General features: G+C 49.4%; 25 protein-coding genes and 1 pseudogene. 24 read left to right on the top strand and 2 right to left on the bottom strand.

Features of this window, described 5'->3' with window-relative positions; genetic code table 11:
* The first annotated feature begins 56 nt into the window (after nt 1-56).
* The 17 genes and pseudogenes from P4D80_RS17855 (at nt 57) to P4D80_RS17775 (ending at nt 17,788) form a co-directional block, all read left to right on the top strand.
* Nucleotides 57-920 (top strand): ABC transporter permease, encoded by an 864-nt coding sequence (locus P4D80_RS17855; RefSeq protein WP_421655356.1) that lies wholly within the window; start codon nt 57-59, stop codon nt 918-920.
* Nucleotides 920-2,197: an ABC transporter ATP-binding protein gene (locus P4D80_RS17850; protein WP_421655355.1), complete on the top strand. Its 1,278-nt coding sequence runs from the start codon at nt 920-922 to the stop codon at nt 2,195-2,197. Before P4D80_RS17855 ends, P4D80_RS17850 begins: the two co-directional genes overlap by 1 nt.
* Before the next feature lie 25 nt (nt 2,198-2,222).
* Entirely contained in the window at nt 2,223-3,107 is an 885-nt protein-coding gene (locus P4D80_RS17845; protein WP_421655354.1) for a class I SAM-dependent methyltransferase, read from the top strand.
* 2 nt (nt 3,108-3,109) lie between these two features.
* Nucleotides 3,110-4,024, top strand: a complete 915-nt coding sequence (locus tag P4D80_RS17840) for a glycosyltransferase family 2 protein (protein ID WP_421655353.1) — start codon at nt 3,110-3,112, stop codon at nt 4,022-4,024.
* A gap of 373 nt (nt 4,025-4,397) precedes the next feature.
* Nucleotides 4,398-5,315, top strand: coding sequence for a glycosyltransferase family 2 protein (locus P4D80_RS17835; RefSeq protein WP_421655352.1), 918 nt, complete (start codon nt 4,398-4,400; stop codon nt 5,313-5,315).
* Nucleotides 5,312-6,406 carry a glycosyltransferase family 2 protein gene (locus P4D80_RS17830; protein WP_421655351.1) on the top strand — a complete coding sequence of 365 codons (1,095 nt, stop codon included), beginning with the start codon at nt 5,312-5,314 and terminating at the stop codon, nt 6,404-6,406. Before P4D80_RS17835 ends, P4D80_RS17830 begins: the two co-directional genes overlap by 4 nt.
* Nucleotides 6,407-6,569: 163 nt before the next feature.
* Nucleotides 6,570-7,329 (top strand): annotated as a pseudogene (locus P4D80_RS17825) (IS5 family transposase).
* A 724-nt stretch (nt 7,330-8,053) separates the two neighbouring features.
* The gene (kdpA, locus tag P4D80_RS17820; RefSeq protein ID WP_421655350.1) at nt 8,054-9,745 is read left to right on the top strand and encodes a potassium-transporting ATPase subunit KdpA; all 1,692 of its coding nucleotides are present in this window, start codon (nt 8,054-8,056) and stop codon (nt 9,743-9,745) included.
* Nucleotides 9,746-9,949: 204 nt separating this feature from the next.
* Entirely contained in the window at nt 9,950-12,040 is a 2,091-nt protein-coding gene (gene kdpB / locus P4D80_RS17815; protein WP_421655349.1) for a potassium-transporting ATPase subunit KdpB, read from the top strand.
* A gap of 127 nt (nt 12,041-12,167) precedes the next feature.
* Nucleotides 12,168-12,437 carry a potassium-transporting ATPase subunit F gene (locus P4D80_RS17810; RefSeq protein WP_421655348.1) on the top strand — a complete coding sequence of 90 codons (270 nt, stop codon included), beginning with the start codon at nt 12,168-12,170 and terminating at the stop codon, nt 12,435-12,437.
* Nucleotides 12,437-13,081: a K(+)-transporting ATPase subunit C gene (gene kdpC / locus P4D80_RS17805; protein WP_421655347.1), complete on the top strand. Its 645-nt coding sequence runs from the start codon at nt 12,437-12,439 to the stop codon at nt 13,079-13,081. The genes P4D80_RS17810 and kdpC overlap by 1 nt, the downstream gene beginning before the upstream one ends.
* A 25-nt stretch (nt 13,082-13,106) precedes the next feature.
* Nucleotides 13,107-14,240, top strand: coding sequence for a universal stress protein (locus P4D80_RS17800; protein WP_421655346.1), 1,134 nt, complete (start codon nt 13,107-13,109; stop codon nt 14,238-14,240).
* A 2-nt stretch (nt 14,241-14,242) separates the two neighbouring features.
* Nucleotides 14,243-14,722, top strand: a complete 480-nt coding sequence (locus P4D80_RS17795; RefSeq protein ID WP_421655345.1) for an anhydro-N-acetylmuramic acid kinase — start codon at nt 14,243-14,245, stop codon at nt 14,720-14,722.
* Complete coding sequence (locus P4D80_RS17790) at nt 14,670-15,140, top strand: anhydro-N-acetylmuramic acid kinase (RefSeq protein ID WP_421655344.1); 471 nt, start codon at nt 14,670-14,672, stop codon at nt 15,138-15,140. The genes P4D80_RS17795 and P4D80_RS17790 overlap by 53 nt, the downstream gene beginning before the upstream one ends.
* Before the next feature lies 1 nt (nt 15,141).
* Nucleotides 15,142-15,528, top strand: a complete 387-nt coding sequence (locus tag P4D80_RS17785) for an anhydro-N-acetylmuramic acid kinase (RefSeq protein ID WP_421659561.1) — start codon at nt 15,142-15,144, stop codon at nt 15,526-15,528.
* Nucleotides 15,529-15,594: 66 nt separating this feature from the next.
* Nucleotides 15,595-16,041, top strand: coding sequence for a hypothetical protein (locus P4D80_RS17780; protein WP_421655343.1), 447 nt, complete (start codon nt 15,595-15,597; stop codon nt 16,039-16,041).
* 187 nt (nt 16,042-16,228) lie between these two features.
* Entirely contained in the window at nt 16,229-17,788 is a 1,560-nt protein-coding gene (locus P4D80_RS17775) for a serine/threonine protein kinase (RefSeq protein ID WP_421655342.1), read from the top strand.
* 63 nt (nt 17,789-17,851) lie between these two features.
* On the opposite strand, the gene P4D80_RS17770 is transcribed toward P4D80_RS17775, so the two are convergent.
* Nucleotides 17,852-18,730, bottom strand: coding sequence for a universal stress protein (locus tag P4D80_RS17770; RefSeq protein WP_421655341.1), 879 nt, complete (start codon nt 18,728-18,730; stop codon nt 17,852-17,854).
* A gap of 338 nt (nt 18,731-19,068) precedes the next feature.
* Nucleotides 19,069-19,266 (bottom strand): NblA/ycf18 family protein, encoded by a 198-nt coding sequence (locus P4D80_RS17765; protein ID WP_421655340.1) that lies wholly within the window; start codon nt 19,264-19,266, stop codon nt 19,069-19,071.
* 578 nt (nt 19,267-19,844) lie between these two features.
* Between P4D80_RS17765 and thrC the strand changes: the two genes are divergently transcribed.
* The 7 genes from thrC (at nt 19,845) to P4D80_RS17730 (ending at nt 25,467) form a co-directional block, all read left to right on the top strand.
* Nucleotides 19,845-21,146 (top strand): threonine synthase, encoded by a 1,302-nt coding sequence (thrC, locus tag P4D80_RS17760; protein ID WP_421655339.1) that lies wholly within the window; start codon nt 19,845-19,847, stop codon nt 21,144-21,146.
* A 301-nt stretch (nt 21,147-21,447) separates the two neighbouring features.
* Nucleotides 21,448-21,723: a MoaD/ThiS family protein gene (locus P4D80_RS17755; protein WP_421655338.1), complete on the top strand. Its 276-nt coding sequence runs from the start codon at nt 21,448-21,450 to the stop codon at nt 21,721-21,723.
* A gap of 89 nt (nt 21,724-21,812) precedes the next feature.
* A complete protein-coding gene (locus P4D80_RS17750) occupies nt 21,813-22,799 on the top strand; it encodes an energy-coupling factor transporter transmembrane component T family protein (protein WP_421655337.1) in 987 nt (328 codons plus the stop codon).
* 133 nt (nt 22,800-22,932) lie between these two features.
* On the top strand, nt 22,933-23,520 hold the full coding sequence (locus tag P4D80_RS17745; protein ID WP_421655336.1) for an NAD(P)H-dependent oxidoreductase: 588 nt from the start codon (nt 22,933-22,935) through the stop codon (nt 23,518-23,520).
* Nucleotides 23,469-24,188, top strand: coding sequence for a cation:proton antiporter (locus P4D80_RS17740; RefSeq protein WP_421655335.1), 720 nt, complete (start codon nt 23,469-23,471; stop codon nt 24,186-24,188). Before P4D80_RS17745 ends, P4D80_RS17740 begins: the two co-directional genes overlap by 52 nt.
* Before the next feature lie 5 nt (nt 24,189-24,193).
* On the top strand, nt 24,194-24,769 hold the full coding sequence (locus P4D80_RS17735; protein ID WP_421655334.1) for a cation:proton antiporter: 576 nt from the start codon (nt 24,194-24,196) through the stop codon (nt 24,767-24,769).
* Nucleotides 24,770-24,843: 74 nt separating this feature from the next.
* Nucleotides 24,844-25,467 carry an NAD-binding protein gene (locus P4D80_RS17730; protein ID WP_421655333.1) on the top strand — a complete coding sequence of 208 codons (624 nt, stop codon included), beginning with the start codon at nt 24,844-24,846 and terminating at the stop codon, nt 25,465-25,467.
* The last annotated feature ends 52 nt before the right edge of the window (nt 25,468-25,519 follow it).

The raw sequence follows: 25,519 nt of genomic DNA, 5'->3' as shown, positions 1-25,519 counted from the left end.
CAGTCTCAGTATTCTAATCTTTGACCTTCTCTGACCAGTGGTGGAGCAACACTGATATGCAAAAGCCGCGTCAACCACTGCACGAGGTTATCTACACACCAGAAAGTTATCTAAGACATCCGATTCGCCTGTTCAAGGAAATGGGACGTGATCTGCTAGCCGCACGGGAATTGGCTTGGCGCTTGCTGGTGCGGGATATCAGCGCTCAATACCGTCAATCTTTTCTGGGAATTTTTTGGGCATTTGTGCCGCCAATTGTGACAGCGCTGGGGCTGACTCTGGCAAACAATGCCAAAATCCTCAACGTTGGCGAAACCAATTTACCTTACCCCGCTTACGTGATGTTTAGCATGGCGCTCTGGCAAACCTTTGCAGAGGCGGTTAGTAGTCAAATTCAGGCAGTCAGTCTGGCAAAGCCAATGCTGGTCAGAATCAACTTTCCTCGTGAGGCGATTATTCTTTCCCAGTTGGGGCAGGTTTTCTTTAACTTTGGCATCAAATTGATCTTGATTGTGGGTTTGTTCCTCTGGTTTAAGATGCCCGTTGCCTGGACCATAGTTTTGACTCCAGTGGCACTGATTCACCTGGTTATGTTAGGCACCTGCATCGGGCTGTTCCTGGCACCGATCGCTGCTCTGTATGAAGATTTTTCTAAAGGGCTAACCCTGGGATTGGGGTTTTGGCTTTTTCTCACCCCCGTCATTTACCCGGTTCCTCAAGAAGGAACATTTGCAACTTTGGTTCGGTTAAACCCTGTGACGCCTCTGCTTGTGGCTGTTAGAGAACTGGCAACGATGGGCCATCTATCCAATCCTCAGGGGTTTTGGTGGATGAGTGTAACTGCAATGGTGGGTCTGCTGGTGGGCTGGCTGTTCTACCGGATTGCCATGCCATTTGTGGTTGAGAGGGTCAGTGCGTGATGACATCAACTCCGGACTATCAGATTGCAAATTCTTCATCCCTGGAGGAGGAGGTTGTGCTCTCAGTGGAGGGCGTGTCTAAAAAGTTTTGCCGTAGCTTAAAGCGATCGCTCTTCTATGGGGTCCAGGATATTGCGAGTGAGTTATTGGGGTTGCGCCAGCAAAGCAATACGCTAAGAACCAGGGAATTTTGGGCACTCAAGGATGTCAGCCTGAAACTGCTACGGGGTGAAGCATTGGGGTTGGTTGGGGCCAATGGCAGTGGTAAAACCACCCTGCTCCGAATCATTAGCGGCCTAATTCGTCCCGATACAGGTTCTGTCAGAATTAGAGGGCGGGTCGCTCCACTGATTGCTCTAGGGGCAGGATTTAACCCAATTTTGACTGGGCGAGAAAATATTTTTGCCAATATGTCCATTTTGGGTCTATCGACAAAGGAAATTAAAGCTCGATTTGATGCAGTAGTTGAGTTTGCTGAAATTGGGGAAGCGATCGATTCCCCTGTGCATAGCTACAGTTCTGGCATGGCCGCTCGCCTTGGCTTTGCCTGTGCTATTCATACCAATCCAGAGATTTTGCTAATTGATGAAGTCCTGGCGGTTGGCGATATTCAGTTTCTTGCAAAGTGCCATCGTCGTTTACATGAACTCAGGGAGCAAGGCATAGCCTTTGTGCTCGTGTCCCATAACCCTCAAGCAATCCTTTCAATGTGTCAAAAATCGGTGTATCTGCAAAAGGGAAACGTGATTGCCTGCGGTGATACCGAGATAATCATGAATCAGTATGAGGAAGATCTCTTTCTGGGAGCAGCCCAAAAAATCTCTGGCATGCTCAGAGTGCCAGTCAAGACGGCTGAGGAAAGTTTGGGTCTTGATATCACTTCACTCTGCTTCAAAAACATTAATAATCAGATATTGGAAGAGCTGATTAGCGGTGAAACAGTCCAGCTTTGTATCGGTTTTACATCCCATAAACTATTGGATGATGTCAATATTCGGATCTCAATCATAAAAGAAGGACAAACTGTTTTGTACTTTGGAGGATCCAACGATAAGTTAGCGTTTAACATTTCTCCTGGTCAGCATGAAGTAAAAATTTATTTGCCTAATTTTGGGCTTTCTCCAGGAGTTTACATCATGAGAGTGGATATTCGTAATAGTGCCCTTTTTATTCTGGACATTGTTGAAACTTTTCGCTTTGTGGTGCGAACTAATGGGCGAATGAGTAAATGTATATTCTACCAACCAAGAAGTTGGGAACTGGTAAAATGCGAATAAGAAAAGACTGCCAAGGAGGATGTGAATGCTTCTCCATAATCAAGGAGAGAAAATCAATCAGAAATCACTAATTATTAGTGGATTTTTGGCAGTTTTTTTCCTTATATTCTCTCTATTACTTTGGATATATCTCAAGGAACTTTCAATAGTTTTTATCATAGCTACTTTGCTTTTTTTAATTACTTTTATTCAACTCGAAGCCTATTACCGGAATCAGAAAGTTTCTCTACAACAAAATGAGCAGTTGTTTGAATTGCTTGAGTTAAAGTCGCAAGCTGATAATCACTATCGGCAGATCGAAGCACTATTCTCAATTTTTAACTTGTTGGCTCTTCGTCATCCCCTACCTCCAATGAGGGGATGGGCAGTTTCCCCAGATTTTATGAAGCTAGTTATTAGCTCTGTTTTTGAACATAAACCCAGACTCGTAGTTGAGCTAGGTAGTGGTGTATCAACTCTCGTTGTTGGTTATTGTCTCCAAAAGCTAAATCAAGGTGAGGTTATCTCAGTGGATCATGAGGAATCCTACACTGAAATAACTAAAAATAGTGTATTGAATCATTCATTACAAAATGTTGTTCAGGTAATTTATGCACCCCTAAAGAATATAACGATATACGATAAGACATGGCTTTGGTATGACCCTAGTTTCCTTACGAGTTTGGAGCAACCGATTGATTTGCTCATTATTGATGGCCCACCAGGCGATTTACAAAAACTTTCTCGTTATCCTGCATTACCTCTTTTAATCGATTCACTAAGTGATAACGCCCTGGTACTTTTAGACGATAGTAACCGAGAGGATGAACAAGAGATTGTCAAACTTTGGAAACAAAATTTCTCATTGTCTAAAGTGGAACAAATTGTAACTGAGAAAGGTGCCCACATCCTGCAATTGAGTAAAAAGTGATTATGCCACCCACCATCAGTGTCTCAATGGCGGTTTATAACAGTGCTCCCTACTTGCAAGAATCAGTAGAGAGTATTTTGGGACAAACCTTTTCTGACTTTGAATTCCTCATCATAGACGATGGATCTACTGATAATTCCTTCGCAATCTTACAGAAATATGCCGCACAAGATTCTCGCATCCGTTTGACTAGTCGTGAAAATCGAGGCATTTCCAAAACTCGTAATGAGATGTTATTTCAGGCTCGGGGAGAGTTCATTGCTGTCATTGATGCCGATGACATTTCGCTGAGCCATCGTTTTGCTCGGCAAGTGGAATTCTTGCGCCAGAATCCGGAGTTCGTATGTGTAGGATCTTCAGTTGATTGGATTGATGATAAAAGCCGTTTTGTGGGCCACTGTTCAATGCCTGAGAACAATGATGAACTCCAACGATTGATGCTGGGTGGGGTTTCGCTATTGCATCATTCTTCGTCTATGTTTCGGCGTATTGCAGCCTTAGGTGTCGGAGGATACGATGAATCTTTGCAAACCTCACTAGATTTGGATTTGTGGCTAAAGTTGGGAGAGGTTGGCAAACTGGCAAACCTGAGAGAAACCCTGATTCTGTATCGGTTGCACCGAAATTCAGTTACCAATGTCAGACAAGTGCAGCAAAGTCAAGATGCCCTAACCGCCTGCCAAAATGCCTGGAAACGGCGGGGCATTCAAGGCGAGTTCTTTCGACAGCCAGCGAACCATATGCATCAGACCAACTTCTGGCTAAAGTGTGGCTGGGAAGGATTTATGAATGGAAACCGGGAGGTGGCAAGACGATGTGGGTTACGGGCGATCGCCATCAACCCTCTCTACCTGGAAAACTGGAAATTATTGGCCTGTGCACTAGTGAAACCAATGCCTTCGCCGCAAACGGATTGAGTGATTCGTACCGATGCTTGAAGAAATGTAACGCTTTATAAGCTGAACATGCGAATTCAATTTCAGACCAGGCGCTTATTAACAATTTCAGGAGTGCTGTGCTGAATTATCAATCTTCCATGGAGTTCATCCACCTGACGAGTATTGGGTTGCATCGTCAGCAAATGGGGAAAACCTATAAACGGCGGCTAGCCAGACGAGTACTGCAAAACAAAAGTTTTGAAGGGGGTGGAGGGGGTGAACCCCCCTTCTGGGGGCAAAGCCCCCAAACCCCCATGTTGCAAAATTTAGTGTTTGAAACACTAGTTAACTCTTATGGGTTTGCATCGCTTTTCTGCTCTGTTGTTCAAACGTTGCTTGGTGGAGTTGAGCAATGAATCAATCTCCAATCGTTTCAGTCTTGATGCCAGTCTTCAACGGTGGCCACTATCTGGAGGAAGCGGTCGAGAGTATCCTCAACCAATCTTTTACTCAGTTTGAACTGTTGATTATTAACGATGGCTCCACAGATGATTCCCTCAAAATTTTGCAGCAGTATGCGGAAAGCGATCGCCGAATTCGCTTATGGAGCCGTGAAAATCGGGGGCTGGTTCGGACATTAAATGAATTGATTGAAATGGCAAGCGGCAGGTTTCTGGCTCGGATGGATGCTGATGATGTCGCTTTACCAGATCGGCTGCTGCGTCAGGTTCAACAGTTAGAGAACCAGCCCAATCTGCTTTGTGTTGGTGGTGCCTATGACATGGTGGATCACCAGGGAGAATGGCTTCTCCACGTTTCGCCCGTTCTCCAAAATAATGAGATTCAACAACGACTTTTGTCCGGAAACTCGCCAATTCAGCATTCCTGTGCCATGATGCGGCGGTCAGCCGTACGGCAAGTTGGGGGATACGATCCGGCTACCTTTCCTGCCGAAGATCTGGATTTGTGGTTACGCTTGGGTGAGTTGGGGGAACTGGCTAATCTTGAGGAAACGATTCTAAAATATCGGGTTCATACCGCTTCGATCACATCAAAACGGTTAAAGCAGCATAGTCAGACGGTACGAAAGGTATGTGAACAGGCGTGGCAGCGCCGCGGCCTGAAGGATCCCCCTCGCTGTGAAAAGGTTGAGCAACGCTATCAACAATTGATGCTCCGGTGTGGTTGGCAAGCGTTTCTCAACAGACAGCGAGAGGCAGCGGTTTCCTATGGGGTGAGAGCTGTACAGGCACTGCCACTCGATCTGGAAAGCTGGAGGTTACTTGTTTGCGCCGCCATCAAACCTTTTCCTAAAGGAGATTCGGTATGAGCCCTACCGTTTCAGTTCTCATGCCAGTTTACAATAGTCAGCGGTATGTAGCGCTGGCGATTGAAAGCATCCTGGGTCAATCGTTTCAGGATTTTGAATTGATCATCACCGATGACGGTTCAAACGATACCTCACTGTCGATTTTGAAGCGCTACGCTGAAAAGGATCAGCGAATCCGTTTAATTAGCCGGGAGAATCGGGGGATTTCTCGCACCCGAAATGAGATGCTGTGGCAGGCAAAGGGTGAGTTCGTTGCTGTTATGGATGCGGATGATATTGCTCTTCCCGATCGCCTGACTCGCCAGGTGATGTTTCTGCGGCAGAATCCAGATGTGGTTTGTGTTGGCAGTTCTTACCAACTCATTGACGAAGAGGGCCGTCTGTTGCTGATCTGTTTTCAGTTGGCGGAGGACGATGCCACAATTCAGAAGCAGTTGCTGGCAGGGTTTGGGGCCATTCACCAGCCAACGGTGATGTTCCGGCGGGTACCTGCGATCGCCATTGGTGGATATAACCAGACGATGCCAGTCTGTGAAGACCTGGATCTGTGGATGCGATTGGGAGAAGTTGGCAAACTGGCCAATCTGCCCCAGCCTCTGGTGCAGTATCGGCTCCATCCTAATTCAATCAGTGAGAAAAACCCCAGCCTGGAAATGGAAAAAGCACGGGAGGCGTGCGAACGAGCATGGAAGCGGCGAGGCATAGAAGGACAATTTGAAGCCATTGGTGAATGGCGTCCGGGAAGTAGCCAGGCTTCCCGTCACCGTTTCATGTTGCAGTATGGCTGGTGGGCATTCAACAGCGGTCAACGCCAAACGGCAATGACTTACGGATGGCGGGCGATTAAAACCTTGCCTTTTCATCTCGAAGGCTGGAGGCTATTGGTTTGTGCGGCAATCAAGCCATTACCGACGAACCAGGCTGAATGTTTTGCGAAGGATCGGTTAGACACGATAGCAGGAGATCGGGGCGTTGCTGGAAAGCAGTATGAATCGAAACGAAATTTCGAGCATACAGCTTCATACCCACATTCAGTAACACCGGAGATCGGTATTAGGGGGAAAGAGGGTAAGCCTAAAGAATCCATGTAAGCCTTGGGTTGGAAAGACCAGGAAAATCAAACCAAATCAGGATTGACCTGTTATACGTACCTCCAACCCAAGGACAAAAGCTATGAAAATTCTAGGGATTGATTTAGGGTGTGTCATCAAATAGGTAAGCTGGGATAGCAGACATTTATCCCACAAGCTGAGCATGACCACTCGCCGCTATGCTTTACGAGATGACCAATGGGAACGCATCAAAGATTTATTAGCTGGCAGTGACCAGTGGGTTGGAGTCAAGGCGAAGGACCATCGGTTGTTTGTCGAAGCTGTCTTGTATCGCTACCGAGCAGGCATCCCTTGGCGCGACTTGCCAGACCGATTTGGGCACTTTCGCAAAGTCCACACCCGGTTTCGGCGGTGGGCCAAAACGGGTGTATGGGAGCGAGTGTTTAGGATGTTAGCCCACAATGCAGACATTGAATACGCGATGCTCGACTGATTATGCGCGCCCACCAATATAGTGCCGGGGCAGAAGGGGGGCTGCCGATGCCCAAGCTATTGGTCGCAGCAACGGGGGATTGAGTACTAAAATTCATGCCTTGGTTGATGCTTTAGGCAATCCGCTTGGGTTTCACCTCACACCTGCGCAGGCATGTGACTTGGATGGGGCGGATGTGCTGTTAACCGACCTCAAAGCAGACACCCTGTTGGCAGACACGGGGTATGATGCAAACCCACGAGTGATTGAACGATTGCAACAGCAGGGCAAAACGTGTGTGATTCCCCCCAAGCGCAACCGCAAAACCCAGCGAGACTACAACAAGCACCTCTACCAAGCACGCCCTCTGATTGAAAACCTCTCTGCCCAACTGAAGCTGTATCGGGCGATTGCAACGCGCTACGACAAGTTGGCACAGATGGTTCTGAGTGGGATTTATCTGGCGGCTTTTGTCATCTGGCTCAATTGATGACACGCTCTAGAACCCCTAGCAAAAAAGGTCTAAATGCATTAGGTAGTCATCATTAATTGGTAAAGGGGAGTGAGGGCTTCGTCCCCGCGCAGAAGTGGAACCCCTGCACCCCATTCAAATTTCAAGAAGGATGCTATATACCTAGAAATATATAGAGAGCCTATATTTCCAAATATAAACCCTTTGCTATCTATCAAAAGTTCGGATTTCTATGAAAAGATTCTATGAAAAGATCTGAAACATCTAGCTTGCGTGATCTCTAAACAGAGATTTCTAAACAGAATTTATATCCGTTGCTGTATGTTACTGAATCTGAAACAGGTGGACAATGAGGCTATCAAGCTATTCTTAAAACCAACAGCTTTTGCTGCTACCAAGTCTATGAACACTTCACCATCTGGGCTTGTCCAGATAAGGATATTGCCTGATAACATTCATTGTGGTGTTTTCTTGACTACAATTCGATTACCTCAAGATTGTTATTTGTTAGGTCTAATTCGCTCAAATCATGTAATTTCAGCGATCGCCAATTCAAATTATTGCCAGTGGGGATCTTGTTCTTACAGTTAGTATCCACCAGCAAGAGGGGGTAGGGGTTTCGCCTCCACGCAGGGGTGGAACCCCTGCACCCCGTTCAAATTTCAAGAAAGACGCTATTGAACACTCTGTTGCAAACTGCTGATAAAAACCGTTGAGAGTTCCTTTCTGGTAATTCTGATTTATGTGGCAAGGTTTTTTCCAAATTGCGCTGACAATTCTCATCATCATAGTCATTACTCCATTTTTTGGGGGATACATGGCTCGTGTATATCAAGGGCAGACAACCCTTCTCGACCCTGTGCTCGACCCTGTTGAACGAATTGTCTACCGCCTTAGCGGCATTCAAGCATGGGAAGACATGACTGGCTGGCAATATGCACGGGCAGTGCTTTATAGCAATGCTGTCATGGGCTTGCTGATTTTTCTGATTCTGATGAATCAAAGCTGGCTGCCGTTTAACCCGACGGGGCTTGGTACTCCCACCTGGGATCTGGCCCTTCACACGACCATTTCATTTGTTACTAATACCAATCAGCAGCACTACTCTGGCGAAACAACATTGAGCTACTTTAGCCAGTTTGCCGCTCTGGGTTTCCTCATGTTTACCTCCGCTGCAACGGGCTTAGCTGTTGGAATTGCCTTTATTCGCGGTTTAACGGGTAGACCACTGGGTAATTTCTATGTTGACCTGTTTCGATCAATTACACGTATTCTGCTGCCAATTAGCATCGTGGGCGCAATCGCTTTAATATCGCAGGGAATTCCCGAAACGCTGGCGGGTCCGGTTGTTGTCCGAACGCTAGAAAATCCGGATTTGCAACAGGCGATCGCTCTTGGTCCTGTTGCTCATTTTGAAATCATCAAAGAACTGGGCGAAAACGGAGGTGGCTTCTTTGGTATCAACTCTGCCCATCCGCTTGAAAACCCCAATGGATTCACCAACTTAATTCAAATTGTTGGAATGGTTTCCATTCCCAGTTCGCTCATTTACACCTACGGCGTGATGGTCAATAACCGCAAGCAGGCGTGGCTGGTGTATGGCATGGTGCTGGCAATTTACATTGCATTTGTGGGGATTGTGGCGATCAGTGAACACAATGGCAACCCTGCGGTTAATGCTCTCCTGGGTAGCCAGCAACCAAACCTGGAAGGGAAAGAAGTCCGCTTTGGCTGGGCCCAGTCTGCCCTCTTCGCCGTCACTACCACAGCCACTATGTGTGGTGCGGTCAACAGTATGCACGACTCTTTTATGCCAAACGGTGGCTTTGTTCAGCTCTCAAACATGTTTCTGCAAATTATTTGGGGAGGGCAGGGCACTGGTACCGCCTACCTGTTTGCCTATCTCATTCTGGCAGTCTTTGTGACCGGGCTAATGGTGGGTCGCACTCCCGAATTTCTGGGACGCAAGATTGAGAAACGAGAAGTGGTATTAACGAGTTTTCTGATTTTGCTCGTTCACCCGATCGCCATCCTGATACCGGCCGCCATTACCATGGCATTCCCTGAGCAACTAGCCGGTATCAGCAACCCCGGCTTCCACGGACTATCTCAGGTGATTTATGAATACACCTCCGCCGCTGCAAACAACGGTTCTGGTTTCGAAGGGCTGGGCGACGCTACCCTCTGGTGGAATCTAAGCGCATCCTTCAGTCTCCTGGTCGGACGCTACATTCCTATCATTGCCCTGCTGCTGCTGGCAGATAACGTTTCCCGTAAACAACCCGTCCCCATGACCTCCGGCACTTTACGCACCGATACTGGATTGTTCACAGGTGTCACCGCAGGCATCATCCTGATTATGGGCGCGCTAACCTTCTTCCCTGTACTGGCGCTCGGTCCCATTGCAGAAGCCTTTCAGGTTTTTGGAGGTTAGTGGAAATTGTTAGTTGTTGGTTGTTAATTGTTAGTCACGTGAGGGAGTGATCGGGTAACGGGGTGATCGGGTGAGGTTACTTTACTCCCTACTCCCTACTCCCTACTCCCTACCTCCCCTCTTCCCAAATCCCAACTCCTAACCTCTGGCTCCTGACTTCTCTCTTTCTTCTTCCCTCTTCCTTTTTCCTCTCCCCCCATTCCAATGAAACCATCCAGCTCGACTTCTCGTCCTTACCGGGTTCCCACTGGAACTCGTGCTTCTCGGAAACACACGCCGAAAGCGAAAATGAGTGGGCTCTATCAGCGGGCAATTCGAGATGCATTTGTCAAACTTGACCCCCGAATTGCGGTGAAAAATCCGATTATGTTCGTGGTTTACATCGGCACCGTTGTGACTGCACTGGTGACAATCAACCCAGGCTTGTTTGGAGATATACCCAACGAAAACTCCCGTCTGTTGAATGGGTTGATTACCGCTATTTTGTTTTTCACGGTTGTCTTTGCTAATTTTGCCGAAGCGATCGCCGAAGGACGCGGCAAAGCTCAGGCAGACTCACTCCGATCCACCCGTTCTGATATGATCGCCCGCAAACTCCTTCCCGATGGTTCCATTCAGGAAATCAGTTCCACAGCGCTACAACGAGGCGACCAGGTAAAAGTCGTTGCAGGTGACATGATTCCAGCGGATGGAGAAGTGCTTCAAGGAGTTGGCTCGGTCGATGAGTCCGCGATTACAGGTGAATCGGCTCCTGTTTTGAAGCAACCGGGTACTGATATTGCCAGTTCAGTCACTGGTGGCACCCGGTTGTTATCAGACGAGTTAATTATCCGGATTACGGCAGATCCCGGTAAAGGGTTCATTGATCGCATGATTGCCCTGGTCGAAGGAGCTGAGCGCCGCAAAACTCCCAACGAGATTGCCCTGACGGTATTGCTGGCTGTCCTGACTCAGGTGTTTTTAATTGTAATTGCAACACTAACCCCTTTTGCAAACTATGTACAGTCTCCGGTAGGAATTGCCGCATTGATTGCATTGCTGGTTGCATTGATTCCAACAACCATTGGGGGATTGTTGAGTGCGATCGGAATTGCTGGCATGGACCGCGTAGCTCAATTTAACGTAGTCGCCACTTCGGGGCGCGCCGTAGAAGCCTGTGGTGATGTGAATACCCTGGTACTGGACAAGACGGGCACCATTACCCTCGGTAATCGCCTTGCCGATCAGTTTATTCCCGTCAACGGACATACAGTAGAAGAGGTTGCAAACGTTTCGCTAGCCTCCAGTGTGTTTGATGAAACTCCAGAGGGCAGATCCATCGTAGGCCTGGCAGAGTCGATGCAGGCATCTATCGATTTCAAACTGGATAGGGCTGAAGGCGTCGAGTTTTCTGCCCGAACCCGAATGAGCGGGACAGATTTGCCTGATGGACAGGAAGTTCGTAAAGGAGCTGTAGATGCCATCAAAGGCTTTGTTCGCTCCCGTGGTGGCCAAATCCCCTCTGACCTGGATGCAGCTTTTGAGCAAGTCTCCCACCTGGGGGGAACACCCCTCGCCGTTTGCCAGGGTAGCGAAATCTATGGAGTCATCTATCTGAAAGATATTGTCAAACCGGGTATTCGAGAGCGATTTGACCAACTCCGCCGTATGGGCGTCCGTACCATCATGCTGACGGGTGACAACCGAATCACCGCTTCAGTTATTGCTGAAGAAGCGGGAGTAGATGACTTTATCGCAGAAGCAACCCCAGAAGACAAAATCGATGTCATCCGATCTGAACAATCAAAGGGAAAGTTGGTGGCAATGACCGGGGATGGTACCAATGATGCTCCTGCGTTGGCTCAAGCAAATGTGGGGTTGGCAATGAATTCGGGTACCCAGGCAGCCAAAGAAGCCGCCAATATGGTGGATCTGGACTCTGACCCAACAAAACTGATCGATCTGGTCACAATTGGAAAGCAATTGTTGATTACGCGTGGAGCGCTGACAACATTTTCGATTGCAAACGACATTGCCAAGTACTTTGCCATCATTCCTACCATCTTTTCTACCGTAGGAGTTGGAGCTCTCAATGTTATGGGGTTGAAAAGTCCAACCTCTGCCATTCTGGCAACCTTAATTTACAACGCACTGATCATTCCGGCTCTGATTCCGCTAGCGCTCAAGGGAGTCCAGTTTCGTCCTTTGACAGCGGATCAGTTACTGAAGCGCAATATTTTTATCTATGGAGTCGGAGGAGTGATTGCGCCCTTTGTTGCCATTAAGCTGATTGACCTGGTAATTCCATTGACATAAAAGGCACTTAGTATGATCTGTGCCCATCCCTAAGCAGAAAATTCCCCCTGTAACTGCCCACTCCCTACTCCCTGTTTTTCAACTGATTCACCACCATTCCTTCTTACACTCCCCGATGTGACTGTGTATGAAACCAATCATTCCAACCCGATCTCTAACGACTTCGTTTCTGGAAACCATTGCCAAAATCTGGTTTGAGTGGCGTAGACAGAAGCTGCCGCTGTACCTGTTTCTGGGCATGGTCTTTAACCTTCTGGTTCTATCACCCGCCGTTTATGCTGCTACAGGCGCACAACTGACCCAATCCCAAATCGTCTGGCTGGCCATGCTGGGAATGGTTACGGTTGCACTCTCCATCTACCTTTTCTTTGTTATGTTTGTACCGGAGAAATTCTGATGAGCTTTAGCCGAGAAGTTTCCAGAGCCATTCGCTCAACGCTGATTCTTTGGATTGTGACAGGACTGATTTACCCCTTTGCCATGATTGCGTTTGGGCAAGTAGTGTTTCCCTACCAGGCAAACGGAAGTTTAATTAAAGATGCTCAGGGTCAGGTGGTGGGTTCAGCACTGATTGGACAGCCCTTTTCGTCCGATCGCTACTTCTGGAGCCGCCCCAGCACGACCAACTATAGCACCGCCGATCCAAAAGCAGAGGATGCTGGAGTTCTTAAAACAGGTATTTCAGGTGCCAGTAACCTTGCGCCCAGCAATCCAGCTTTGCTAAAGCGGATTGGGGGGCTGCAATCGCCTGACTTAGAAAAGGCAATAGCTGGAACCCTTCCCACATTACAAAAAGCTGGGATTCAACCCACCGCCGATCTGGTCTATACCTCCGGTTCCAGCCTTGATCCCCACATTACGCCGGAAGCAGCCCTGCAACAGAGCGATCGCATCGCTAAAGCCAGAGGGCTGGATCGCCAGCAGGTCGAGAAGTTGATTTCACAAAATACCGACGGGCGTTTTTTGGGTATTTTCGGCGAGCCCGGTGTCAACGTTCTGAAACTAAACCTGGCATTAGATAACCAACAATCCCCTACCTAAACGCCTGCCCTTTCCTCCCTGCCCCATGTACAACCCCTCTTCTCCAGCACCAGATACGCTCTATAACGGCACCACTCGCCGGGGTAAGCATAAAATTTTTATCGGCATGGCTCCAGGGGTGGGCAAAACTTACCGCATGCTGGAGGAAGGGCATTGCCTGCGGCAGGAAGGAATTGATGTAGTGATCGGGCTGCTGGAAACCCACGGTCGCGAAGAAACCGCTCAGAAAGCCGAAGGGCTAGAAATCATTCCGCGCAAAACCATCGAATGGTCAGGCGTCAGCCTCACAGAGATGGATACCGAAGCCATCATTGCCCGTAAGCCCCAACTTGCCCTGATTGATGAGTTAGCACACACCAATGTGCCTGGCTCAGATCGGGAGAAGCGGTATCAAGATGTTGAAAAAATTTTGGCCGCCGGAATCGATGTCTTCTCAACCGTTAACATTCAACATTTGGAGAGTCTGAATGATACAGTCGCCCGCATCACAGGCATTGTTGTGCGAGAACGGATTCCAGACCGCTTGCTGGAAGAAGCCGATGAAGTAGTCGTAGTCGATGTCACCGCCGAAACCTTGCAAGAACGGCTGGTAGAGGGAAAGATCTATGCTCCAGAGAAAATTGACCAGGCATTAAACAACTTCTTCCAACGACGGCACCTGATTGCTCTGCGAGAACTGGCTCTGCGAGAAATTGCCGATAACATTGAAGAGGAAGTGCTGGAAGAGGCCAATTCTCAAGCAGAAGCGCCTCAATGTAATATTCATGAGCGAGTTCTGGTATGTGTATCCACCTACCCCAATGCGATCCAGTTAATTCGCCGGGGTGCCCGGCTTGCCGCCTATATGCACGCTCCTTTCTATTGTCTATTTGTTGATGACCCCGATCGCTTCCTCCCCAAACAGGAAGCTCTGCACATCGAAACCTGCGAACAACTTTGCAAAGAATTTGGTGGCAAATTTATTCGCGTAACCGGGCACGACAAAGCCAAAGAAATCGCCGAGGTTGCCAGAACCTACCGCATCACCCAAATTGTGATCGGCGAAAGTCAGCGATCGTGCTGGAAAATTCTCCTGAGTGGCTCCCTCACCCAAAAACTGCTGCGCTTGCTTAAGCACATCGATGTGCATATCATCGCAACTGAAAAGCAACCTCCCTAACCATGCTTGTAATTGGTCTGATTAGCGGCACCTCAGTTGATGGCATCGATGCAGCCCTGGTCAAAATTTCTGGATTGACCCACGACCTGAAAGTTGACTTTCTAGCAGGAAACACCTTCCCCTATCCAACAGCCCTGCGAGAGCAAATCCTGACCGTCTGTGCAGGTCAACCCCTATCCATAGCAGACCTGGCAGACCTGGATGATCAGATCGCCTGGTGCTTTGCAAAAGCGGCAATCGATCTTCAGTTAAACCATTCACCCGCCGAGTTAATCGGTTCCCACGGACAAACGGTGTTCCATCGCCCACCGAGTAAAAATAGGATAATAAGACAATGGAGCGATCAGGAAAACCAAACAGGGTTCTCCGCTCCAATCCACCATCCAAACCCTAAAATACCCTCCTACCCCCCTCGGCTACAGCCTCCAGTTGGGACGCGGAGCCCTCATCGCCCACCTTACACGCATTACCACCATCAGTAACTTCCGGGCCGCCGATATTGCCGCTGGTGGAGAAGGAGCGCCTCTCGTTCCAGCCGTTGATGTCGCCCTCCTCTCCCACCCAACCCTCAACCGCTGCATTCAAAACATTGGCGGAATTGGAAATGTTGCCTACCTCCCAGCCAGATCCCAAACATCCATCCCCTCCCCCTCTGGTAACTACAAAGACGTTGACCCTACCCATCCACCCCCTCCCCCACTCCCTCCCATTATCGGTTGGGACACCGGACCCGGTAATATCCTCATCGACCTGGCTGTCCAACGATTCTCCAACGGCAGTAAAACCTATGACAGAGATGGAGCCTGGGCAGCCAGCGGCACTCCCTGTCAGGAACTATTACAACAATGGCTAAAGCAAGAATTTTTTCAGCTCCCACCCCCCAAAATCCACCGGACGTGAACTGTTCAGTCCGGCCTATTTAGAACAATGCCTGCTGGATGCTGAGCCATTCTCGCTGAACCATGCCGATATATTGGCCACCCTGACCGAACTGACTGCCGCATCAATCGCCCACAGCTACCACCGCTTTCTCCCCCAACTGCCCGACGAAGTTCTCCTATGTGGGGGCGGCAGCAAGAACCTATACTTAAAACAGCGGCTACAAGCTCATCTGGGAGCAGTTTCCGTTTTAACGACAGATGAAGTCGGTTTGAGCGCAGACTTTAAGGAGGCAATTGCCTTCGCTGTACTGGCCTACTGGCGGCAAAAGGGCATCCCTGGGAATATTCCAGACGTGACGGGTGCAAGAAAAGCCGTCCTTTTAGGGGAAATTCACCAGGTGAGCTGAACAACTGCGTGATAGTATGAACTACCGCTGGCATGGCGAAACCCAATCAACGCAAGGGATAGGGCTGTGGCTCACACCTTTTTAATGCAGGCAGGACGCTGGACCTTTCAAGGTAACTGGCTAGAACGCAACGGAGCCCCCATTACCGTAAAAGGTAGAACACTGGTGGGTTGGAGCCGCGATGACTGGTTCACAATGGTGACAAAGCTCGTCTTTCCGGGGACTGACCGGGAAGAAATTTCGTTTCAGTATCGTGGACGTATGGATGCAGGAGAGCGGCAGTATACCTTTGTATTACAGCACAGCCTGCTGGGTCGGGTTGAAGGAGAAGGGTGGGTGGCTCCCGAATCGATTGTTCAGCGCTATTGGGTGCTGGGCGATCGCCAGCGACGGAGCGGCTTCGAGACCCTATATCGCATGAACGATGACACCTACTACCTCTCAAGCGGCATCATGGCAGGCCACTACCTCACCAGCACCATGGAAGCGATTTTGGAACGCCAACCGGAGTAGCCCTATCCCTGCCTAAACCAATTAAGCCGCAATAGATCGATAGCATCACTTTACGGGATAACTAAGAATATCGGTGTATTTACTAACTTGAAGTAAATGTTCAGGTCTTAACTCCTCGCCCAGAGTTTTCCCTGCCAGGATCTCGATTTTTCAAATTCAGGGCGAGGCTGTCGCTTTCAATCGAGGTATGACTACAGATCCCTACATTGGACGCCTGCTCTCAAATCGCTACCAGCTTGTGGAACTGGTCGGCAAAGGAGCTATGGGAAAAGTCTACCGGGCAGAAGATATTCTCCTGGGAGGGGTGATTGCAGTCAAATTTCTCTCCCAGACATTACTAAACAAAAAGATGCGCGATCGCTTCAAAGCTGAAGCCCGCACCTGCGCTCAATTGGGTCAGAAAAGCATCCATATTGTTCGCGTAACTGACTACGGGGTGGATGATCAGGATATCCCCTTTTACGTGATGGAGTATTTACAGGGAGATAGCCTCAGCGATATTATCAACACCCAACCCATCCCCCTTCCCCGCTTTCTTAGCCTGGCCCGACAAATCTGTTTAGGCTTGCAATGTGCCCACCAGGGAGTTCTAGTCGATGGCAAAATCTGCCCTATCATTCATCGAGACATCAAACCCAGCAATATTCTGGTCAGCCAGGAGACCAGCCTGGGGGAAATGGTCAAAATCCTGGACTTTGGTATTGCCAAGCTGATTCAAGAAGACAGTAGGCAAACCAACTCATTCATGGGTACCCTGGCCTACTCCTCACCGGAGCAGATGGAAGGACGAGAGCTGGATGCCCGCTCTGATATTTACAGCCTCGGCGTCATGATGTTTGAGATGCTGACCGGCAAAATGCCCTTGCAAGCTGAAACGCACTCCTTTGGTGCTTGGTACAAAGTCCACCATTTTCAATCTCCCCGCAGTTTTGAAGCAGCTAACCCCAGCCTGAAGCTACCCAAAGTGCTGGAAAACCTGGTGATGAGCTGTTTAGCAAAAGCGCCGGGCGATCGCCCCCAGTCCGCAACCGATGTGCTGAAAGCACTGGAACCGCTGGAACAGCGTTACAGCGCCAGCCGTCATATTAGCTACCGAATTTGGGAAGTTCTGGCAAAAAAATCCGACATTCTCGAGCTTCCCTCCAGACAACCTCCTCTGATAGACGAAGTCTGCCGCCTGGCTACCTGGCCTCAAAACAAACCCATCGCGCAAATCGTCTTTGCCCAAACTCTAATCAGCAGCAAGGGGCCTCTACCCGCGATCTGGGTAATGCTCCCTCAACAAGAAATTCAAAGTCTGCAAGTCAACAAACTTTATAACCGGATCTATAAAAACTTTCTTTGCTCCATGCAACCCCATCCCATGCTGCTCTGGGTCACCGCTGTCTACAACCGCCTGCATGGGCAAGACCAGGGACCCCGCTGGATGCCTTGCTACTTAGACTTAAAAACCTCTCAGGGCCAGGAAATGACCCGCTTGCTCGGTGAGAAAGGACAATATCAGGTTCTGCTATTTGCTCTGGAAACCCCTGAACACTGTTCCCACGCAATCTCCGTTGGCATTAATCCCTCCCAATGCTCACAACTGAAGCACTGGGCAATCACCAGCCAATCGTGGGTATCTACCGGCAAACCCACTTTTAGCAAAGATTTGCTAAAAGCCGAACTCGAAAAACTCAAACCCAAAGTCTCTGAAGAACTGGAAAAGAATTCCCTCAACGCTTCGATTCATATCTCACAGGAGTAAGAGGGGATGGGGGGATAGGGTATTTCCCTACTCCCTCACTCCCTCACTCCCAACTCCCGCCCTTCATCGACCAGGCGGAAAATAAAGAATAGGGTGCCAGCTTCGGTGTAAAAGTTCTCGGGTAAAGCTAGGGATGGATAACTCCTGAAATCTGCCCATGCTACCCGATGTGACAGCGATCGCACTAACATCTGCCATCTGTGCCACATCCAAAATCTCAACAATCGGGTCGCCCTGACGCACTTCAATGGGTTCTACCCTCAAGCCAATGGACTCCAGTTCAGCTTTCACGCCAGCTAGCTCCTTACGAGCAGGCTCAACCTGATAGTCTTTGGGTAATCCCCTCCGGGTCACGTCCTCAACCACCCAACAAAGGTGGCATCGTTGTAGGGAATTGACAGGTCTATCCACAGCCCGCCGTTTGATTTGTTCAACAAGGTATTTAGAAGTCTCACTGCCGTCGTAGGGAATTAGCAGATGGCGGAATAGATGCTGACAGCGCAACTCCAGTTCTTCCGAAGTGTAAGTTGAAAGCAGTTGGGGACGAAGGGTCATCAGTGGTATCGTTGTTCGTTCGCAAACCCTCATCGCCGTGCTACTAAACAGCTTTTCAGTAATGCGGCCCCGAAACGGCATCCCCAGGATGATTAAATCCGTTTCCAAATTTCCAGCTGTCTGCAAAATCAGGTCACTGGGGCGACCCGATTCAATTTGCACTTTGACATCTACCCCCTCCGGAACATTCTGCTGAGCCACACTCAGCCTTTCGCGAGCCCGGTCTACAGATGCCTGATCAATCCTTGGAATCGTTCCCCCGTCTAAAGGAACCACATGAAAGAAAACAATCTGCTTAGCCCCAGTCTTTGCTAGATGGGGAACAAAGCTTGCAAGACGATGCACCCCATCGGAGAAGTCGGTGCAAAAAAGCAAACGCTGAAACATGGAATTCAGGCGGCAAGATGAATGTCACTTTGTCCCTAACACTAGCACGCTCCACCACCTGAAGTGAGGTTATAGCAAATTCCACTTGGAAATAAAATTATTAGCTTCCACACTCTCAAACTGAATAACGGAACTGTAGAACGGTCAAATAAAGTAAGTAACGATAAAAGTAGAACTAAAGTAGAACTAAGAATTAAACTGCTGTCCAGCATTCTGGCAAATCCGTTGAAAGAAAGTCTCACAGTAATGCTAGTAGTCGCCTGACGCCCCTTCGCCCCAGCTCCTTTCCCTCAGGAAGCAGAGCAAGAGATAGAGGTCGCCTTGCGGCTAATGCAGCTTTACTGGAACTGAGGACCAGGCTCTAAACCCCACTGATGCTTCAAGAAATGCTTGTACATGTTTTCGCGCATTACCATCTGCTCGTAGAGCTTAACCAGAAAGTCTTGAGCCTGTTCACGGCTCATCTTCTGAACCTGGGTTTCGAAAGAGCGAATGCTGAATTGCTGCTCCAAAGTCAGTTCGATGGGTTTATCCATGTTTCGACTCCAATATGAGAGAGTAGTTGGTTAATCCCCACGGCTCCATAAGGTCTAGAGCAGTGGTTTTGTTATCGACGACTGCGAAGTTATCCAGTAGGGTTCCCTAAATCTGGAAACTAGCAACACTTTGTATTACAGAATATAACAATCATTTGACAAGATGCACATACCCCTGCGTGGGTAATTTTATGAGAGACTCCTGACACCAAAGGATGATTTTCTTTAATCATAGGGGTTTCAGGCTTTAGATTGATCCCACTGGTAGATGCTTTGAGTTCAATCTAAATTGCTTATCTAACGAATTAGACCTTTTCCCAAGGTGTTCTTAAAAGAGTCTGGGCTTTGTGGCACGAGAAAACTCCAATCAGGTTTAGAAGAATTTTGTCTGAGCTGCAAAGACTTTCAGTTCTCTGTAAACACTTTTCGATCAACAGCCCATTTTTCAAGCATAAAAGTCATTTTTCAAAACCCGATAATTTTTGTCGGGTATGTTTGACGAGGGTTTATGCCCATGTTAGTATCGGCTGCAATTGAGTATCAGAACCTACCACTCGCTTCCCAAGAGACTTTGACGCATGACTCAGGCAACCCAACTGCAATCTAAATCAACTGCCACCTTCCGGGCACTCAAGTGTAAGGAGTGCGGAGCGGAGTACGAGCCTAAAGCCATTCATGTTTGTGAGTTTTGCTTTGGTCCGCTTGAGGTGGCTTATGACTACGAGACTCTCCGCCGGACGGTGACCCGTCGCAGTATCCAGTCGGGCCCCCACTCCATCTGGCGCTACCGCCCATTTCTACCTGTTGAAACTGATCAGCCAATTGATGTGGGAACTGGCTTGACCCCCCTGGTACAGGCTCATCGATTGGCCCGTCGTTTGGGGTTGAATAAGCTTTATATCAAGAATGATGCCGTGAACATGCCCACCCTCAGTTTTAAAGATCGGGTGGTGTCGGTTGCCCTGACGCGAGCAAGAGAGTTGGGATTCTCGACTGTTTCCTGTGCAAGTACGGGAAATTTGGCAAACTCCACAGCGGCGATCGCCGCCCACGCTGGGTTAGACTGTTGCGTCTTCATTCCAGCCGATCTGGAAGCTGGTAAGGTCATGGGTACGTTAATTTACAGCCCAACGGTAATGGCCGTCCAGGGAAATTACGATCAGGTCAATCGGCTTTGCTCTGAAGTGGCAAATACCCACGGTTGGGGGTTTGTGAATATCAATTTACGCCCTTACTACTCGGAGGGTTCCAAGACATTAGGCTACGAGGTAGCAGAGCAGTTGGGCTGGCAATTACCTGATCATATTGTTGCGCCTCTAGCTTCTGGCTCTTTGTTTACCAAGATTTATAAAGGGTTTCAGGAGTTTATTAAGGTTGGTCTGGTGGAAGATAAGCCCGTTCGCTTTAGCGGTGCCCAGGCAGAAGGGTGTTCGCCGATCGCCCAGGCTTATCGGGACGGACGAGACTTCATTGCCCCCGTGAAACCAAATACTATTGCGAAATCGATCGCGATCGGCAACCCAGCCGATGGCGTCTATGCTGTTAATATTGCCCGTAAGACGAACGGCAGTATCGAGTCTGTCACTGATGCCGAGATCATCGATGGCATCAAGTTGCTGGCCGAAACGGAAGGCATCTTCACCGAAACCGCCGGTGGAACCACAATCGCCGTCCTGAAGAAACTGGTGGAAGCGGGCAAAATTGATCCCGATGAAACTACAGTGGTCTACATCACCGGTAATGGACTGAAGACTCAAGAAGCCGTTCAAGGCTACATCGGTGAACCTCTTACGATTGAACCCAAACTAGACAGCTTCGAGCGGGCCCTGGAACGCTCCCGCACCTTGGAGCGCCTGGAGTGGCAACAAGTGCTTGTATAAGGAGTTGTTATAGCATTCACAAATCATTTGTGATGAATAAGGGGTCGAATCCCCTACACAAGGGTTGCACCTCTGCACTCTGTTCAAATTTCAAGAAGGAGCGCTATCGTTGTTGATTGTTAGTTGTTAGTGAAGGGAGAGGTGTGAGGTATAGAGGGGTGGAGCAGAGAGATAGACAAGTTTTGAGTTCCAGTTTCGGATTTTCAACTCATTCCTCCTCCTGACGCATCCCCTCCCTCAGCCCTAACTCCCAACCCCCTGGCCCCTACCCTCTTAAACTCCAACCTAAAAATTCTTAACTATGCCCGTAAAAGTTCTCATTCCAACTCCGCTGCAAAAGTTGACCAACAACCAGGCAACAGTTGAATGCAATGGCACCACGATCGCTGAACTGTTGGAATCGCTGGAGCAAAGCTGCCCTGGAATTAAGGCGCGGCTGTGTGATGAAAGTGGCGAACTGCGGAGATTCGTCAACTTTTACGTCAACAGTGAGGATATTCGCTTCCTGGATGGTGCCAACACATCCCTCAAAGATGGAGATGAGGTCAGTATTATTCCAGCGATCGCAGGTGGTTAAAGACCTGAGCGTCCTGTTACCTCAAATGACACCAAGGTCTGGCAGATTAGAGTAACCTGATTCATGAGGGTTTTACTCGATAATCATTCATGGATCTGCTGCGTTCCCTTCCTCTGGGACTTTACCTGGAACAACCCGTCACCTGGCTGCATCGGCTTGATCCTCGCATCAAGCTGGCCTGGTTGATGACTTTCCTGGTTGCTCCCCTGCTGGCGAGCCCCAGTTGGCGAGTTTTGCTGGTTGGTTTGCTGATCGCCATCACCCTTTCGGCCATGATCCCCTTGCGCGTGTGGCGGCAGCAGATGGTGTGGCTATTGATGTTGAGCCTGTTGGTTTTTGGACTGACAGCCATCATGCCCGATGGGCTTAAAGTTCGTTCCCAACCCCGGTTGCCTGCGGATGAGCTGGAGTTTCAGAGGCAGCCTGCTACCTTGCCGCCAGCCCCCCAATCATCCTGGAATCCCTTTGCGATTGGACAGTCCGCTCCCCCTTTGCCAGGGGAGCAACGCAACCCTTCTATCCGCCAACCAACGGATTACAACTATGTGTTATTCAAACGAGGGCCGATTACGGTTACCCGGCGATCGCTCGATCTGGCGATTCGCTTCAGCACACTGTTGTTTACTCTGATCTACAGTGCAAATTTGTACCTGTTAACGACCGCACCCGAGGAAATCACGGCAGCAATTGAAAACTGGATGGAACCCCTGCGCCGTTTCAAACTTCCAGTCACCGAAGTTGCGCTCACCCTCACCCTTTCCCTTCGTTTCATTCCGCTGGTACTGGAAGAAATTCAGAACCTGATCCGTTCTGTCAGCACCCGTGCGATTAACTGGCGCAAGCTGGGGATGCGCCGCAGTGTTGAAGTCTGGTTAGTGGTTGCAGAACGGCTGCTGGAGAACCTGCTGCTGCGGGCCGAACAAATGGCCAGTGCCATGAAAGTCCGTGGCTTCACCAGTCCTAACCAGCACCGGGTGGAATGGTACCAGTTTCGCCTGCGGTTCAGAGATTGGCTGGCGATCGCAGCCCTGCTTGGATTCTGGATTGCTCGCCTATTTTGGGGCTGGGAAGTTTAAGCAATTAATATCGCTACCCCCTTACCATTAATTGCTGGTTGTTAGTTACTTGTTAAGCGAGAAACGAGGAGTGATGTGATCGAGCGAAGCTTGTCTATTCACTCCCTCCCCCCCTTCCCCCTTCCCCCCCTCTATGCCAGGAACCCCCAACCAAATCCTGATCCTGTTCGCCCATCCAGCGCTAGAAAAATCTCGAGTCAATCGGCATCTAATCCAGGCCGTTAGGGGACTGGACTCAGTAACGATCCATGACCTCTACGAGGAATATCCTGACTTCCATATCAACGTGAAGCTGGCGCAGAACTTGCTGCTAGCCCATGACATTATCGTGTTTCACCACCCCTTTTACTGGTACAGCAGCCCCGCCATTTTGAAGGAGTGGCAAGACCTGGTATTGGAGCATGGGTTCGCCTATGGTCATGGAGGAGTGGCCCTGCACGGCAAAAAATTTCTTTCAGCCATCACAACCGGTGGGAGCGAAAAGGCTTACTGTCGGCAGGGGTATAACTTTTTTACCATTCGAGAGTTGCTCGCGCCCTTCGAGCAGACAGCTCGCCTCTGCGGGCTGGAGTGTTTACCCCCTTTTGTTGTCCATGGCACCCATCAACTCCGGGAACAAGAGCAAATTGCCAAACATGCGGAGGATTACCGCAGGATCATCTCTGCTTTTTGCGAGATGGTGCGATCGCCTGGGATAAGCTCTCTCGGGTCAAGCTACTGAATGAAAACCTGGAACTGATTTTGCAGCCGGAGGTGCCCCACCATGCATGTGGAGACTTTTTTTACCAGGCGTTTGTGTATCTGGTGACGGCAGTAGTGTCTGTACCAATCGCCAAACGGTTGGGGTTGGGGTCAGTTCTGGGTTATCTGATTGCGGGCGTTCTGATTGGTCCGTTTGGGTTTGGCTTTCTAGGGGAGGGATACAGTGATGATGTGATGCACTTCGCCGAATTTGGTGTGGTGATGATGCTGTTTCTGGTGGGGTTAGAACTGCAACCAGAACTCCTGTGGCGATTACGCGTTCCCATTCTGGGTTTGGGAGGCTTGCAGGTAGCGGTAACGGCGCTAGTGATTGCGGTTATTGGGATCTTTGCTGGGCTTCCCTGGCAAATGGCGCTGGCGGTAGGCTTAATCCTGGCTCAATCTTCAACGGCGATTGTGCTGCACACCTTGAACGAAAAGGGGTTGATGAAGACAGAAGCAGGGCAGTCTGCTTTTTCAGTCCTGCTTTTTCAGGACATCGCAGTGATCCCCATCCTGGCATTTCTGCCTCTGCTGGTTATAAAACCTGATTCATCAGCCAGTCTGGCAAACAGCGGAGTAATCCTGGTTGCCGCTGGACAGGCGACAGAGCAGGGGGCCGCCCTCCCAGGAGGCTACAGACTCTAGTAGTCGTGGGAACGGTGGGTAGCATCATTGTTGTCGGAAGGTTTTTGATGCGCCCAATTTTCCGTTTCATTGCTGACACGCAACTGAAGGAAATCTTTACTGCAACGGCATTGCTTCTGGTAATTGGCATTGCCCTGGCAATGCAGCAAGTAGGGCTTTCACCCGCCTTAGGAACCTTTGTGGCTGGTGTGGTCTTAGCGGACAATGAGTACCGACACGAACTGGAAACCGATATTGCCCCCTTCAAAGGGTTGCTTCTGGGACTGTTCTTTATTTCAGTGGGAGCCAGCATTAACTTCAATCTGCTGGTTCAGCAGCCACTTCTGATTCTGGAATTAGTGCTGGGTTTGGCGATCGCCAAATTCATTATCCTGTTCGGATTGGGACAATTCTTCAAGCTACCCCTGAGCCAGAGTATTCTCTTCGACTGTGCCCTGGCCCAGGGAGGAGAATTTGCCTTCGTGCTGTTCTCCTTCGCTACCCAAAACCGGGTGCTTCCGGCTTCCATCACTAATCCTTTAGTGGTGGCGGTGGCGCTTTCCATGGCACTTACCCCGCTGATTATGATCATCAACGATTGACTGGTACAACCTCGCTTTGCTGAACTCACCCCGATCGCGACGATGACGAAATCGATGACAACGAAAATCCGGTTGTGATTGCTGGGTTTGGGCGGTTTGATCAAATTGTGGGACGGTTGCTGGCCGCCAATGGTTGCAAAGCTACGATTTTGGATCACAATCCAGGGCAAATCGAGATGCTGCGCCGCTTTGGGTTCAAAATATTCTATGGCGATGCCTCCCGCATCGAACTACTCCAGGCCGCCAGAGCAGCAAGAGCCAAACTGCTGGTTGTGGCAATTGATGAACGTGACACCATTTTGGAAGTAGTTGAACTGGCCCGTAAACGCTTTCCCCACCTGAAAATATTGGCACGAGCAATTGACCGTAGCCATGCCTACGAGCTGATTCGACGGGGTGCGGATGGGGTGCAACGGGAAACCTTTGGCTCAGCCCTGGAAATGGGGATGGAAGCCCTTAAGCTTCTAGGGGTTCGGTCTTACAAAGCCCGCCGCGCAGCCCTTACCTTCAAAGAGCACGATGAAGAAGCCCTGCGGGAGATGGCCTTTGCCGAGAACCGTGATGAAACCGTCCTGATTGCGCGATCGCGCCAGCTAGCCCAGCAGTTAGAACAACTGCTACAAACTGATGACCAGGAATTGACCCACGAAGTCGATCTAGCCTGGGATATTTCAGCCCTGCGGCAGGATAGAGGGTAAGGGAGTTGTTAGTTGTTAGTCGTTAGAGAGGGGTGAGGAAGTGATAGGGTAA

Origin of the sequence: Leptothermofonsia sp. ETS-13, from assembly GCF_049200465.1 — a bacterium.
Lineage (GTDB): Bacteria > Cyanobacteriota > Cyanobacteriia > Leptolyngbyales > Leptolyngbyaceae > Leptothermofonsia.
Note: the sequence above shows the minus strand (reverse complement) of the source record. Positions and strands in the feature narration are given on the sequence as shown.